General features: G+C 72.1%; 12 protein-coding genes and 1 pseudogene. 10 read left to right on the top strand and 3 right to left on the bottom strand.

From position 1 onward, the window contains the following. Positions 1-21 precede the first annotated feature (21 nt). The 6 genes from TR48_RS16225 (at position 22) to TR48_RS41955 (ending at position 6,424) form a co-directional block, all read left to right on the top strand. The gene (locus TR48_RS16225) at positions 22-1,686 is read left to right on the top strand and encodes an ABC-F family ATP-binding cassette domain-containing protein (RefSeq protein ID WP_042367627.1); all 1,665 of its coding nucleotides are present in this window, start codon (positions 22-24) and stop codon (positions 1,684-1,686) included. A gap of 272 nt (positions 1,687-1,958) precedes the next feature. After that, positions 1,959-2,402: a 50S ribosomal protein L13 gene (gene rplM / locus TR48_RS16220; protein ID WP_042367625.1), complete on the top strand. Its 444-nt coding sequence runs from the start codon at positions 1,959-1,961 to the stop codon at positions 2,400-2,402. 44 nt (positions 2,403-2,446) lie between these two features. Beyond that, positions 2,447-2,938 (top strand): 30S ribosomal protein S9, encoded by a 492-nt coding sequence (rpsI, locus tag TR48_RS16215; RefSeq protein ID WP_042367622.1) that lies wholly within the window; start codon positions 2,447-2,449, stop codon positions 2,936-2,938. Positions 2,939-3,065: 127 nt separating this feature from the next. After that, entirely contained in the window at positions 3,066-4,424 is a 1,359-nt protein-coding gene (gene glmM / locus TR48_RS16210) for a phosphoglucosamine mutase (protein WP_042367619.1), read from the top strand. Between the two features lie 183 nt (positions 4,425-4,607). After that, a complete protein-coding gene (locus TR48_RS16205) occupies positions 4,608-5,840 on the top strand; it encodes an aspartate aminotransferase type Ic (RefSeq protein WP_439654472.1) in 1,233 nt (410 codons plus the stop codon). A 74-nt stretch (positions 5,841-5,914) separates the two neighbouring features. Beyond that, the gene (locus tag TR48_RS41955) at positions 5,915-6,424 is read left to right on the top strand and encodes a hypothetical protein (protein WP_152628001.1); all 510 of its coding nucleotides are present in this window, start codon (positions 5,915-5,917) and stop codon (positions 6,422-6,424) included. 7 nt (positions 6,425-6,431) lie between these two features. Here the strand turns inward: TR48_RS41955 and coaA are convergent, their stop codons facing one another. Beyond that, positions 6,432-7,412 carry a type I pantothenate kinase gene (coaA, locus tag TR48_RS16195; protein WP_042367615.1) on the bottom strand — a complete coding sequence of 327 codons (981 nt, stop codon included), beginning with the start codon at positions 7,410-7,412 and terminating at the stop codon, positions 6,432-6,434. A gap of 66 nt (positions 7,413-7,478) precedes the next feature. After that, positions 7,479-7,976 (bottom strand): FBP domain-containing protein, encoded by a 498-nt coding sequence (locus TR48_RS16190; protein WP_042367613.1) that lies wholly within the window; start codon positions 7,974-7,976, stop codon positions 7,479-7,481. A 77-nt stretch (positions 7,977-8,053) separates the two neighbouring features. Here TR48_RS16190 and TR48_RS16185 point away from each other — a divergent pair, with 77 nt between their 5' ends. After that, on the top strand, positions 8,054-8,602 hold the full coding sequence (locus TR48_RS16185; RefSeq protein ID WP_369405584.1) for a TetR/AcrR family transcriptional regulator: 549 nt from the start codon (positions 8,054-8,056) through the stop codon (positions 8,600-8,602). Between the two features lie 13 nt (positions 8,603-8,615). Here the strand turns inward: TR48_RS16185 and TR48_RS16180 are convergent, their stop codons facing one another. Further along, on the bottom strand, positions 8,616-11,867 hold the full coding sequence (locus TR48_RS16180) for an ATP-binding protein (protein ID WP_042367799.1): 3,252 nt from the start codon (positions 11,865-11,867) through the stop codon (positions 8,616-8,618). Positions 11,868-12,073: 206 nt separating this feature from the next. Here TR48_RS16180 and glmS point away from each other — a divergent pair, with 206 nt between their 5' ends. The 3 genes and pseudogenes from glmS to TR48_RS16165 all read left to right on the top strand — a co-directional run. Continuing rightward, positions 12,074-13,942: a glutamine--fructose-6-phosphate transaminase (isomerizing) gene (gene glmS / locus TR48_RS16175; protein WP_084729485.1), complete on the top strand. Its 1,869-nt coding sequence runs from the start codon at positions 12,074-12,076 to the stop codon at positions 13,940-13,942. A 74-nt stretch (positions 13,943-14,016) separates the two neighbouring features. Then, positions 14,017-14,385, top strand: coding sequence for a holo-ACP synthase (locus tag TR48_RS16170; RefSeq protein WP_042367607.1), 369 nt, complete (start codon positions 14,017-14,019; stop codon positions 14,383-14,385). Between the two features lie 30 nt (positions 14,386-14,415). After that, positions 14,416-14,676, top strand: a pseudogene (locus TR48_RS16165) (NAD(P)H-hydrate epimerase); the annotation flags it as partial.

The raw sequence follows: 14,676 nt of genomic DNA, 5'->3' as shown, positions 1-14,676 counted from the left end.
CGGAACCAACAATCGCTGCTCATGGGACACGTCGAGATCTCTCACCTGGAGTACTACCTGCCGGACGGACGGGTGCTGTTCGGCGACGCGTCCTTCCGGGTCGGCGAGGGCGCCGCCGTCGCGCTGGTCGGCGCCAACGGCGCCGGCAAGACCACGCTGCTGCGACTGATCGCGGGCGACCTGAAGCCGCACGGCGGCACGGTCACCGTCAGCGGCGGGCTCGGCGTGATGCGCCAGTTCGTCGGCACGACCGGCCGCGAGGCGACGCAGCAGGACGACGGCGCGGAGCGGCCGTTGGCGCCCGACGCGTCCGTGCGCGACCTGCTGGTCTCGGTCGCCCCGGCCAAGGTCAAGAACGCCGCGCGGGCCGTGGACGCGGCCGAGCTGGCGATGATGACGCAGGAGGACGAGGAGACCCAGCTCGCCTACGCGCAGGCGCTGGCGGACTGGGCGGACGCGGGCGGCTACGACTACGAGACCGTCTGGGACGTCTGCACCATGGCCGCCCTGGGCACCCCCTACGAGCGGGCGCAGTGGCGGGCGCTCAACACCCTCTCCGGCGGCGAGCAGAAGCGGCTGGTCCTGGAGTCGCTGCTGCGCGGCCCGGACGAGGTGCTGCTGCTGGACGAGCCGGACAACTACCTGGACGTGCCGGGCAAGCGCTGGCTGGAGGAGCAGCTGGCGGAGACCCGCAAGACGGTGCTCTTCATCTCCCACGACCGCGAGCTGCTGAACAACGCCGCCAAGAAGATCGTCAGCGTGGAGACGGGCGTCGACGGCAGCGAGATCTGGGTGCACGGGGCCGGCTTCTCGACCTACCACGAGGCCCGCGAGGAGCGCTTCGCCCGCTTCGAGGAGCTGCGCCGCCGTTGGGACGAGAAGCACACCCAGCTCAAGAAGCTGGTGGTGGAGCTGCGCGAGTTCGCGAAGCGGTCGCCCGACATGGCCTCGCGGTACTCCGCCATGCAGACCCGGCTGCGCAAGTTCGAGGAGGCCGGCCCGCCGCCGGAGCCGCCGCGCAAGCAGGCGGTCACGATGCGGCTCAAGGGCGGGCGCACCGGCGTGCGCGCCTTCACCTTCGAGCAGCTGGAACTGACCGGGCTGATGAAGCCGTTCGACCTGGAGGTCTACTACGGCGAGCGGGTCGCGGTGCTGGGCTCGAACGGCTCCGGCAAGTCGCACTTCCTGCGGCTGGTGGCGGGCGAGCCGGTCGCTCACGCGGGCGCCTGGAAGCTCGGCGCCCGCGTCGTCCCGGGCCACTTCGCGCAGACCCACGCCCATCCGGAGCTGCACGGCCGCACCGCCCGGGAGATCCTCGAGTCCGAGCACGCGCTGGACCGCAAGGCGGCGATGAGCGTGCTGCGGCGCTATGAGCTGCATCACCAGGAGGCGGTCCGGTTCGAGAGCCTCTCCGGCGGCCAGCAGGCGCGGTTGATGATCCTGCGCCTGGAGTTGTCGGGCGCGACGGCCCTGCTGCTGGATGAGCCCACCGACAACCTGGACCTGGAGAGCGCCGAGGCGCTGCAGGAGGGCCTGGAGGCCTTCGACGGAACAGTGCTGGCCGTCACACACGACCGCTGGTTCGCCCGTTCCTTCGACCGTTTCCTGGTGTTCGGCGCGGACGGACGGGTCTACGAGGCCCCTGAGCCGGTCTGGGACGAGCGGCGCGTGGCGCGGGAACGCTGAAGCGGGACGTAGACTGGTGCACAGCTTGTGGATAACCGGCACGGTGCGTGGGCGGCGTTTTGACCCGCCAGCCGCCGGGCCGGTATTCTGCGAGTTCGTTGTGCGTATTGGCTCGCTCTATCTCACGTGAGAGGTCGGTACGCCGGTCCGCCAGGTCGATGAGCGGCGGCCCCGAAGATCCGATTGCGTCCGGATCGAGGGTGCGCAGGCTGCTCCGATCGTCCAGGCGGTCCTGTCAGGCACACACTCACTGAAAAGCGAAGGCTACGACCGTGCGTACGTACAGCCCCAAGCCCGGCGACGTCCAGCGTCAGTGGCTCGTCATTGACGCCCAGGACGTTGTCCTCGGCCGTCTGGCCTCTCAGGCCGCCTCCCTTCTGCGGGGCAAGCACAAGCCGGTGTACGCGCCGCACGTTGACATGGGTGACTTCGTCATCATCATCAACGCGGACAAGGTGCACCTGTCCGGCAACAAGAAGACCCAGAAGATGGCCTACCGCCACTCTGGCTACCCGGGTGGTCTGCGGTCCGTCCGCTACGACGAGCTGATGGACAAGAACCCCGAGAAGGCCGTCGAGAAGGCCATCAAGGGCATGCTCCCGAAGAACTCCCTGGGTCGTCAGATGCTCTCGAAGCTGAAGGTGTACTCGGGCGACCAGCACCCCCACGCTGCCCAGCAGCCGGTGGCGTTCGAGATCACCCAGGTCGCTCAGTAAGACCGGCCACACCCCAAATCTGACGAGAAGAACAGAGGACAACCGTGGCCGAGACCACTGCTGAGCTCCCCCTCGAGGTCGAGGAGACCTTCGAGGTCGAGGAGACCGAGTACACCAGCGAGTCCCTTCCCTCCCGGTTCGGCGAGGCCCTTCCGGGCGCCGGCCTGGGTCGCCGCAAGGAGGCGATCGCCCGCGTGCGCATCGTCCCCGGCACCGGCCAGTGGAAGATCAACGGTCGCACCCTGGAGGAGTACTTCCCCAACAAGGTGCACCAGCAGACCGTGAACGACCCGTTCAAGATCCTTGAGCTGGACGGTCGTTACGACGTCGTCGCCCGTATCAACGGTGGCGGCATCTCCGGCCAGGCCTACGCCCTGCGTCTCGGTGTCGCCCGCGCCCTGAACGAGGCCGACGTCGACGCCAACCGCCCGGCGCTGAAGAAGGCCGGCTTCCTGACGCGTGACCCGCGTGCCGTCGAGCGCAAGAAGGCCGGTCTCAAGAAGGCCCGTAAGGCGCCGCAGTACAGCAAGCGCTAAGTCGCACCCCGCTCCGCCGCATCGCATGGGGGAGCTGGTTTTCGCCACGCCCTGGGAGCACCGTGTGTTCCCAGGGCGTGGTTCGTTCATATCCGGCGTTACGCGTCACCCGGAAGGTTTCAGCAGTATGGGACGACTCTTTGGTACCGACGGCGTTCGCGGACTGGCGAACGTGGATCTGACCGCGGAGATGGCGATGGGTCTGTCCGTCGCCGCCGCGCACGTGCTCGGTGATCTGGGCGCGTTCGAGGGTCACCGTCCGGTGGCCGTGGTCGGTCGGGACCCGAGGGCCTCCGGTGAGTTCCTGGAGGCCGCGGTCGTCGCCGGCCTCGCGAGCTCGGGCGTGGACGTGCTGCGTCTCGGCGTGCTGCCGACCCCGGCGGTCGCGTACCTGACCGACGCGCTGGGCGTGGACTTCGGCGTGATGCTGTCCGCCAGTCACAACCCGATGCCCGACAACGGCCTCAAGTTCCTGGCCAAGGGCGGCCACAAGCTCGACGACGCGATCGAGGACGCCATCGAGGCGCACTACGAGCGCTTCGGCACGGAGGAGTGGTCCCGCCCGACCGGCGCCGCGGTGGGTCGCGTCCGCGACCACGAGGCCGGGCTCGACCAGTACGTCCAGCACCTGCTCGGCGCGCTGCCGAACCGCCTGGACGGCCTGAAGGTCGTCATCGACGCCGCCCACGGCGCCGCAGCGGCCGCCTCCCCGCAGGCCTTCCGCGCCGCGGGCGCCGACGTCGTCGCCGTCATCGGCGCCGAGCCGGACGGCCTCAACATCAACGACGGCATCGGCTCGACCCACCTCGGCCCGCTGCGCGCGGCCGTCGTCGAGCACGGCGCGGACCTCGGCATCGCCCACGACGGCGACGCCGACCGCTGCCTCGCGGTGGACCGCGAGGGCAACGAGATCGACGGCGACCAGATCCTCGCCGTGCTCGCGCTGGGCCTGCGGGACTCGGGCGCGCTGGCGAAGGACACCGTCGTGGCGACGGTCATGTCCAACCTGGGCTTCAAGCTGGCGCTGGAGCGCGAGGGCATCGACCTCGTCCAGACCGCGGTCGGCGACCGCTACGTGCTGGAGTCCATGAAGCAGCACGGCTACACCCTCGGCGGCGAGCAGTCCGGCCACGTGATCCTGCTGGAGCACGCGACCACCGGCGACGGAACGCTGACCGGCCTGATGCTGGCGGCTCGCGTCGCCGCGACGGGCAAGCCGCTGGGCGAGCTGGCCGGCGTGATGACGCGGCTGCCGCAGGTCATGATCAACGTCAAGGGCGTGGACAAGGCGCGCGCCGCGCAGGACGAGGCGCTGCTGGACGCGGTGGCGGAGGCGGAGGCGGAGCTCGGCGAGACCGGCCGGGTCCTGCTGCGTCCCTCCGGGACGGAGCCGCTGGTCCGTGTGATGGTGGAGGCCGCGAACCACGAGCAGGCGCAGAGCGTCTGCGAGCGGCTCGCGGAAGTTGTTCGGCAGAGGCTCGGCTAGGCACCCTCCAGGGGCGTGGGCGGCGCTTGACTGACCGCGTGCGCGCGACAAGCCACCCGAGGCGGTGGGTCCCCGCACGTGCGGGGCCATCCGTACGCAGGTGGTTCTCGCGCCCGCGCGGCGGAGCCGCACATCAGCAGAGCCCCGCGCCCCTAGATGTGGCAACCCACTGTGGGAGTAGAAGTGACGCTTCGTGAAGAATACGCAGGGCTCCAGGCCAAGGGGCTGAAGCTGGATCTGACGCGGGGCAAGCCCTCGCCCGAGCAGCTGAACCTGTCGAACCGGATGCTGGAGCTGCCCGGGGAGGGCGACTATCTCGCGGCCGACGGTTCGGACACCCGCAACTACGGCGGGCTGACCGGGCTGCCCGAGCTGGTGGAGATCTTCTCGCCGCTGCTCGGCATCCCGCAGGGCCAGTTGCTGGCGCTGGGCAACGCCAGCCTGCAGATCATGCACGACGTCATCGCGAATGCCCTGCTCTCGCCCGTGCCCGGCGCCCCGCGCCGGTGGGTGGAGGAGGACGAGGTGGTCTTCCTGTGCCCGGTGCCGGGCTACGACCGGCACTTCGGGCTGTGCGAGCGCTTCGGCATCACCATGGTGCCGGTCGCGCTCACCGGTCAGGGCCCGGACATGGACGAGGTCGAGCGGCTGGTCGCCGAGGACCCGCGGATCAAGGGCATCTGGTGCGTCCCGGCCTACAGCAACCCGTCCGGTGAGGTCTACGGCGCCGAGACCGTGCGCCGCCTCGCGGCGATGCGGACCGCCGCGCCGGACTTCCGGATCCTCTGGGACAACGCCTACGCGATCCACGACCTGACCGAGCGGCGCGCCGAGCTCGCGGACATCCTGGAGGCCTGCGCGCTGGCGGGTAACCCGGACCGGGCCTTCGTCTTCGCGTCCACCTCGAAGATCACCCTGGCCGGTTCGGGCGTCGCCTTCTTCGGCTCCTCGACGGGCAACGTCGAGTGGCTGAAGGCGCTGCTGTCGAAGCAGACCATCGGCCCGGACAAGGTCAACCAGCTGCGCCACGTCCGCTTCTTCGGCGACACCGAGGGCGTGCTCGCGCACATGGCCAAGCACCGCGCGCTGCTCGCGCCGCGCTTCGAGACGGTCGAGCACGTGTTGGAGCGCGAGCTCGGCGGACGAGGGATCGCCCGCTGGAGCCGGCCCGAGGGCGGGTACTTCGTCAGCCTGGAGGTGCCGGACGGCTGCGCGGCGGAGGTCGTGCGCCTGGCGAAGGAGGCCGGTGTGGCGCTCACCCCGGCCGGTGCGGCGTTCCCGTACGGGCACGACCCGCGGGACCACCACATCCGCCTGGCTCCGAGCTACCCCTCGCTGACCGAGCTGCGCGAGGCGATGGAGGCCGTGGCGCTGTGCGTGCGGCTCGCCGCCGAGGAGTCGAAGACCCAGCAGTAACCGAGTGACAGGCGGGATCGGGATCGGATAGCGTCCGCGGGCGTTATCCGATTTCGTCTACGGGGGCCTCCGCCTTGAACATTGATTTCAGCAGTTCGCCCGGTTTCTCGGCCTATGTCGTCCTGCTTCTGGTCAGCGGCATCGCGATGCTGGTCATCGCCGCGCTCAATTCCAGTGGCCAGACGACCGGCTGGCGCATCTTCAACGCGATCGTCGGTGTCGGCTTCTTCGGTTACGGCATCTATCTGGGCTTCGTCTTCACCGGCGGGTCCTACCTCATCCTGTTCAAGGTGTTCATCCTGCCGGTGGCGCTGATCGTCAACTTCTTCCGTTCGCGGAAGTCGCGCCATGCCGACGCCGCCGCGCCGCAGGCGTACGTTCCGACGCAGGGTGCGCCGCAGCCGTACGACGCCGCCGCGCCGTACGTTCCGACGCAGGGTGCGCCGCAGCCGTACGACGCCGCCGCGCCGTACGCCTATGCGCCGCAAGCGCCGCAGCAGCCGATGCCGCAGCAGACCACGCCGTACCAGCCCACTCAGCCGCAGGGCGTGCAGCCGCCGGTGCCGCAGGCCCCGCAGGGCTGAGGCGCGGTCAGAGCTTGCGCAGGCTGACCCGCTGGACCTTGTGGTCCGGGCCCTTGCGCAGGACGAGGTCGGCGCGGCCCCGGGTCGGGGCCACGTTCTCGACGAGGTTGGGGCGGTTGATCGTGCGCCACAGGTGGCGGGCGTAGTCGAGCGCCTCGGCCTCCGGGACCTCGGCGTAGCGGCGGAAGTAGGACTCCGGGTTCTGGAACGCCGTCTGGCGCAGCTTGCGGAAGCGGTCCAGGTACCACGTCTCGATGTCGTCCGGGCGGGCGTCGACGTAGATGGAGAAGTCGAAGAAGTCCGCCACCGCGACCCGCGTGCGCCCGTCCTGCCCCGGCAGGGCGGGCTGCAGCACGTTGAGGCCCTCGATGATGAGGATGTCGGGGCGGTGCACGGTCAGCCGCTCGTCCTCGACGATGTCGTAGACGAGGTGCGAGTAGACCGGCGCGGTGACCTCCTCCTTGCCCGACTTCACGTCGGCGACGAAGCGGGTCAGCGCGCGGCGGTCGTAGGACTCGGGGAAGCCCTTGCGGGACATCAGGCCGCGGCGGCGCAGCTCGGCGTTGGGCAGCAGGAAGCCGTCGGTGGTGACCAGCTCGACGCGAGGGTGCTCGGGCCAGCGGGCCAGCATGGCCTGCAGCAGGCGGGCCGTCGTGGACTTGCCGACGGCCACGGAGCCGGCCACGCCGATGACGAACGGTGTGCCGGACTGGGTGTGGGTGTGCTCGTTGCTGTCGAGGAAGTCGTTGAGCGCGCCTCTGAGCGCGCCCGTGGCCGTCACGTACAGGTTCAGCAGCCGTGACAGCGGCAGGTAGACGTCCTGGACCTCCTGCAGGTCGATGACGTCGCCGAGACCGCGCAGCCGCTCCAGCTCGGCGGCGGTCAGCGGCAGCGGCGTGCGCTCGTGGAGCGCGCTCCACTCCGCGCGGTCGAGGTCGACGAAGGGGGACGCGTCGGCGCGGCGTTGGGCTTCCAGCGTTGGGGGCACCGTCCTATTGTCTGCCGAGTACCGGAAGGTCCGCGCCGAGAGATATGTCTCAAAGCGCGCTCGTGTTCACCTCAGGACCTTGTCGAGGAAGTCGTCGAGCTTGGTGTTCAGGCGCTCGATCTGCTCCTCCTGGCTGAGCGACTCCTCGAACCGGGCCCCCGGCTCGGCCTGCTTGAGGCCCCGGACGTAGAGCGAGCAGGCGAGATCGGTGCACATGTAGAGGCCGACGGAGTTGCCCTCCCGGCCGGCCTTGCCCGCGCGCCGGGCGGTCAGCAGCGAGACGCCGCTGCGGGGGTGCGTGGTCAGGCACAGTGAGCAGAGGCTGCGCTGCAGGAAGCCGCGCTGCGGCGGCGGGAAGCGCAGGGCGATGCCGACGAGCGAGCCGTCCGGCCGCTCCGCGACCAGCGCGCAGCGGTCGGGCGCGCCCGGGTCGCGCCACCCGAGGAAGTCGAGGTCGGCGAAGGGACGCTCGTCCAGGTCCCGGGGGATGTGGAGGCGGGCGGCCTCGCCCTTGGTGCAGTTGACGAACGACTCGCGGATCCGGGATTCGGTGAGCTTCTGCATGGTTCCGACGGTAGGCTTTCCTAGGAGCCCTAGGCAAATGATTAACAGCTATAGGTGGAGGGTGCTCGTTGGCACGCATGGGCCTGACCGCGGACCGGGTCGCCCGCGAGGCGGCGGACCTGGCCGACGAGGCCGGCTTCGAGAAGCTCACCGTCGCCGCGGTGGCCCGCCGGGTGGGCGTCGCGGACGCCAGCCTCTACGCGCACGTGCGCAACCTCGCCGAGCTGCGGGAGCGGGTCGCCGCGCTGGCGGCGGACGAGCTCGCGGACGCGCTCGGCGAGGCGGTGGCCGGCCGCGCGGGGCGCGCCGCGCTCGCGGCCTTCGCGAACGCCTACCGCGACTTCGCGCAGGGGCGTCCCGGGCGGTACGCGGCGACCCAGCTCCCGGTCGAGTCCGAGGGCGGTCAGCGTGTGGTGGCCGCGTGCGCGGCACTGCTGCGCGGCTACGCGCTGGACGACACGGCGCGGATCGACGCCGTCCGTCTGCTGTGCAGCACGCTGCACGGCTGGGTCACCCTGGAGGCGGCGAACCGGTTCCGGCTCGGGCGGCCGACGGAGGAGTCCTGGCAGGTGGCGCTCGGCGCGCTCGACGGGGCGCTGCGGAGCCTCCAGGGCTCGCGCGGGTGAGGCCGCGGGCCGGTCAGGGCGTGTCCGCGGCGCTCCTGACCCCGGCCGGGCGCACGTCGCCCAGACCGAGCTGGTCGAGCAGCTCCGCACGTGAGCTCGCCCGGCCGCGCGCGTAGGCCGCCTCGAAGCGCTCCGCGCCGAGCGCGGCCCGTGCGGCCTCGCGGTTGGCGGCCAGTTCGGGGGAGGAGCGGTCCGGCACGCCGCGCTGGCCGTGCGCGGAGCCGAGCAGGTACGCCGCGCGTTCCGGGTCGCCCTGACGCAGCGCCAGGTCGCCGAAGCCCTGGAGGGCGGCGGCCACGATCGGCCCGTCGTAGGACTCGGCGGCGGCGCGCAGCGCGTCGGTGTGGGCGTCGGCCGCCTCGTCGAGCCGGTCGCAGGCGCCGAGGGTGAGGCCGAGCTCGGTCAGCAGCACCGACCTCATCTGCGGCAGTCCGTTGATCCGGTGGTGCAGCAGGCCCAGCGCCTCCTCCAGCAGTGGCAGGCCCCGTTCCGGCGTTCCCGTGCGCCGGTAGGCGCTCGCCAGCGCGCTGTGGGTGACCAGCAGGGGTGACCAGGCGCCGTTGGCGCGCACGGCCACGACCAGCCGCTCCAGCGCGGCGACGGCCTCGGCGCTCTCGGCGTCGGAGTACCGTGCGGCGATCATGCGGGCCCGGTAGTCGGGCGCGTCGGCATTGACGCCCATCCGCTGCTCGAACTCGATGGCCTGCTGCCACAGCGCCACAGCGGAGTCCACCTCGCCGCGCCACAGCGCGTAGTCGGCCAGCCCCGAGCAGCAGAAGGAGCGCCCCCACAGGTCGCCGACCTCGCGGAACTGCTCGGAGGCCGCGCGCAGGGCGGCCTCGGCCTCCTCGGCACGGCCGTCGTTCTGCAGCGCGAAGCCGAAGAAGAGCCGGCCGGTGGCCCGGACCCACGGGTGCGGGGCGTCGAGAAGGCCCCGGGCCATACCGGTGACGGTCCAGTCCTCCTGCTCGAAGAGGGCGGTCATGATGTCGAGCAGTGGCAGCAGCGGGTGGACGGCGGGGGCCGGCAGGGCGTCGCGCAGGGCCGTCGCCTGGTGGAGCATCTCCAGGGACGAGGCCAGCATCCAGTCCGTGTCGAGGGCGTAGAGGGCCGTGATGCCGGAGGCGATCGCGCGCGGCAGCGGCGCGACGTCGGCGGCGGGCAGCTCCAGCGCCTGGTGCACCAGCGGCAGGTGCTCGCCCTGGTCACCGCGCCGCCACAGGTACCAGCCGAGCGCGGCCACCAGGCGGTTCGCGGTGTCCGCGTCGCGGCGCTCGACGGACCAGCGCAGGGCCGCGATCAGGTCGTCGTGTGCGGCGTTGAAGGCTGCGAGGACGGCGATCTGGCCGGGGCCGTAGAGCTCGGGCTCGTTCCGCTCGGCGAGGGCGAGGTGGTGGGCGGCGTGCGCGTCCCGGGTGGCGGTGGCGGCCCCCTCCTCCTCCAGGCGCTCGGCGGCGTAGACGCGGATGGTCTCCAGCAGCCGGTAGCGGCCGGAGTCGCTGCGGACCACCAGCGACTTGTCGACCAGGGAGGCGAGCACGTCGAAGACCTGGTCCTCGGTCAGCTGCGCCGTGTGGCAGATACGTTCCACCGCGTCGAGGGCCGCCGGGCCGGAGAAGACGGAGAGGCGGGCGAGCAGGGCGCGTTCCGGCGCCTCCAGCAGGTCCCAGCTCCAGTCGACGACGGCGCGCAGCGTGCGGTGGCGCGGCAGCGCGTCCCGGCTGCCGCCGGTCAGCAGCCGGAACCGCTGGGTCAGCCGGTCGGCGATGCCCTGCGGGTCCAGCGAGCGCATGCGCGCCGCGGCCAGCTCGATCGCGAGCGGCTGGCCGTCCAGCGCGCGGCAGACGGTCACCACCGTGGCGAGCTCGGCGTCGGTCGGCGTCCAGCCGGGCCGTACGGCGAGGGCGCGGTCGAGGAAGAGCCGGACGGCGGGGTAGTCGTGGGACGCCCTGGCGGGCCTGACGTCGTCGCGCGCGGCGCCGTCGAGGGACGTTCTCTCCGGCAGCGCGAGCGGCGGCACCGGCCGCAGCCGCTCGCCGGTGATGGCCAGCGGCTCCCGGCTGGTGGCCAGGATCCGCAGATGCGGGCAGGCGGCGAGCAGCCGCGCGGCCAGCGCGGCGGCCGCGTCGATCAGGTGCTCGCAGTTGTCCAGGATCAGCAGCAGCTCGGTCGCGCCGATGACGTTGATCAGCCGCTCGGTGACGTCCGCCGGGTTGCCGCCCGGGTGAGTGCGCGACGGGACGGTCTCGCGCCAGTGCAGCGTCGCCGCCACGGTGCCCGCGAGGTCGGCCGGGTCCTTGACCGGGGCCAGCTCGACCAGGCGCAGCGGGGTGGGGTGGCTGCGGGCGGACTCGACGGCCAGCCGCGTCTTGCCCGCGCCGCCGGGGCCGATGAGGGTGACCAGTCGGGAGACGGCGAGGTCCGCGCGCACGGCGGCGACCTCCGCGTCGCGGCCGAGGAAGCTGGTCAGCGCGGCGGGCAGGGCGTGCCGGGCGCCCGGCTCCGCCGACAGGCGCTGGGCCGAAGGGGATAGGCCCGACGGGGGCTGGGCGGTCGGGGGCTGGCCTGACGGGGACGGGGCGGCCGGCGACCCTGCGGCGAAGGGCCCGGCGAGGACGGCCAGGTGGGCGTCCCTCAGCAGCGGGGAGGGGTCGGCGCCCAACTGCTCCGCGAGGACGGTGCGGGCCTGCTCGTACTCGGCCAGCGCCTCCGCGTCCCGTCCCGCCTGGTGCAGCGCGCGCAGCAGCTGGGCGCGCGGGCGTTCGCGCAGCGGCTCGGCGGCGACGGCCGCGCGCAGCGCGGGGATGTGCGGCTCGCCGTTCCCTTCGGCGAGGTCGGCGTCGACCACCTCGTCCTGTGCCGACCGCCACAGCGACCGCAGCCGGAGCACCTCGTCGGGGTGGCCGGGGAGGTCGGGCTCGCCGCGCCACAGCGCGAGCGCGCGCCGGTGCTCCCCGGCCCGGAGCAGAAGGGAGAACTGGGCCACGTCCGTGTCGAGGCCCAGGCGGTAGCCGGCCGGGGTGAGCTCGACCGCGTCGCGGCCGAGCGCGGCGCGCAGCCGCGAGGCGAGCGCCTGCACGGCGTTGGCGGGGTTGGCCGGCGGCTCGTCGGGCCAGAGGGTCTCGGTCAGCGCGCGCACCGAGACGGGCCTGCCGTCGGTCAGCGCCAGGGCGACGAGCAGGGTGCGGAGGCGTTCGCCCTTCAGGTCGACGGCGTCGCCGTCGGGGCCGGTGAGGGACAGGGGGCCGAGCAGTCGAATCCGCACGGGCCCCATTGTGCCGGGCACAGGAGTGCGCAGCCGCGCACAAGCCGATCGACGGGCGTGCGGGCTGACCGGGCGTCACGATCGGCCGTCAGTCCCCCTTTTGCCAACGCTTGTCTCTTATGTCCCTTGTAAAGCTGTGAGCCTCGTCGCAATTTCGGCCCACGAGCGGAGGCGAGGGCTCCGCGAGTGGGCCTTAAGCTGGGGCGATGTGCGGAATCGTTGGTTACGTGGGCGAGCAGCCCGCCCTGGACGTCGTCCTGTCCGGGCTGCGGCGCCTGGAGTACCGGGGATACGACTCGGCCGGTGTGGCCGTGCAGACCCCCGAAGGCGACCTCGCGGTCGCGAAGAAGGCCGGAAAGCTCGCCAATCTTGAGGCGCTGCTGGCCGAGTCCCCCCTGGCCGCGGGCACGGTCGGGATAGGCCACACCCGTTGGGCGACCCACGGCGGCCCGACCGACGCCAACGCCCACCCCCACGTGGGCGGCGCGGGCAAGGTCGCCGTCGTGCACAACGGGATCATCGAGAACTTCGCCCGGCTGCGCCTGGAGCTGACCGAGCGCGGCCACGTGCTCGCCTCCGAGACCGACACCGAGGTCGTCGCGCACCTGCTGGCCGAGGCCGTCGACGCGCAGCGGGCAGGCGGCGCGGAGCTGGACCTCGCCGAGGCCATGCGCGGCGTCTGCCGCCAGCTGGACGGCGCGTTCACCCTGGTGGCCACCCACGCCGACGCCGCGGGCGTCGTCGTCGCGGCCCGCCGCAACTCGCCGCTGGTCGTCGGCGTCGGCGAGGGCGAGAACTTTCTCGCCTCCGACGTGGCCGCCTTCATCGCGCACACCCGCGAGGCCATCGAGCTCGGCCAGGACCAGGTCGTCGAGCTGCGCCGTGAGGGCGTCACCATCACCGACTTCTACGGCAAGCCGGGCGACTTCCGCGAGTACCACGTGGACTGGGACGCCTCCGCCGCCGAGAAGGGCGGCTACGACTACTTCATGCTCAAGGAGATCGCCGAGCAGCCGAAGGCCGTCGCCGACACCCTCCTCGGCCGCATCGACACCGACGGCCGGCTCACCCTCGACGAGCTGCGCATCGACGACCAGGTCCTGCGTGAGATCGACAAGGTCGTCATCGTCGCCTGCGGCACCGCCTTCCATGCCGGCATGATCGCCAAGTACGCGATCGAGCACTGGACCCGCATCCCCTGCGAGGTCGAGGTCGCCTCGGAGTTCCGCTACCGCGACCCGATCCTCGACGCGCAGACCCTGGTCATCGCCATCTCCCAGTCCGGCGAGACCATGGACACCCTGATGGCGCTGCGTCACGCCCGTGAGCAGGGCGCCAAGGTGCTGGCCATCTGCAACACCAACGGCTCCACGATTCCGCGCGAGTCGGACGCCGTGCTCTACACCCACGCCGGCCCCGAGGTCGCCGTCGCCTCCACCAAGGCGTTCCTGACCCAGCTGGTCGCCTGCTACCTGGTCGCCCTGTACCTGGGCCAGGTCCGCGGCACCAAGTGGGGCGACGAGATCTTCGAGGTCATCCGCCAGCTCGCCGACGCGCCGCGTCAGGTCGAGCAGGTGCTGGAGACCATGGAGCCGGTCCGCGAGCTGGCCCGCTCCCTGGCCGACGCCAAGTCCGTCCTGTTCCTCGGCCGCCACGTGGGCTACCCGGTGGCGCTGGAGGGCGCGCTCAAGCTCAAGGAGCTCGCCTACATGCACGCCGAGGGCTTCGCGGCAGGCGAGCTGAAGCACGGTCCGATCGCACTGATCGAGGAGGGCCTGCCGGTCGTCGTGGTCGTTCCGTCGCCGCGCGGCCGCTCGGTGCTGCACGACAAGATCGTCTCCAACATCCAGGAGATCCGCGCCCGCGGCGCGAAGACCCTGGTCATCGCGGAGGAGGGCGACGAGGCGGTCGTGCCGTACGCCGACCACCTGGTCCGCATCCCGCAGACGCCGACGCTGCTGCAGCCGCTGGTCGCGACCGTCCCGCTGCAGGTCTTCGCCTGCGAGCTGGCCACGGCCAAGGGCCACGAGGTCGACCAGCCACGCAACCTGGCCAAGTCGGTGACGGTCGAGTAGACCGTCCCTGAAAGAGTGGGGGTCCGGACGCGCCACGCGTCCGGACCCCTTCTTCGTCGATTGGGAGCAGTCGCATGATCATCGGAGTCGGCATCGACGTCGCGGAGATCAGACGTTTCGAGGAGTCGCTGCAGCGCACCCCCGCGATGGCCGACCGCCTCTTCACCCCCGACGAGCTGCTGCTGCCCAGCGGGGAGCGGCGCGGCATCGCCTCGCTCGCGGCCCGGTTCGCCGCGAAGGAGGCCCTGGCCAAGGCCCTCGGCGCGCCGGGCAACCTGGAGTGGACCGACGCCGAGGTGCGCACCGAGACGACCGGACGCCCGGTGCTGACCGTCCGCGGCACGGTCGCCGCGTGCGCGGCGCGCCTGGGCGTGAAGTCGTGGCATCTCTCCCTCAGTCACGACGCGGGCGTAGCGTCGGCGGTGGTGATCGCCGAGGGTTGAGCCTCCAGGGCCTCGAAGGAGCGGACGGGCATGCGTCGAGCACATGCGGTGGAGTGGGTCCGGGCGGCCGAGGGCGAGCTGATGGCCCGTCTGCCCGAGGGCACGCTGATGCAACGGGCGGCCGCGGGACTCGCCGCCACCTGCGCGGAGCTGCTGCGCGACGGCGTGCCTGGCCGCGTCTACGCGAGCCGGGTGCTGGTCCTGGCGGGCAGCGGCGACAACGGCGGCGACGCGCTCTACGCCGGCGCGCGGCTGGCCCGGCGCGGCGCGCGGGTGCGGGCGGCGCTGCTC

The organism is Streptacidiphilus neutrinimicus (assembly GCF_000787815.1).
GTDB lineage: Bacteria > Actinomycetota > Actinomycetes > Streptomycetales > Streptomycetaceae > Streptacidiphilus > Streptacidiphilus neutrinimicus.
The sequence above is the reverse complement of the archived record's forward strand: the minus strand, read 5'-3'. Positions and strand labels throughout refer to the sequence as shown.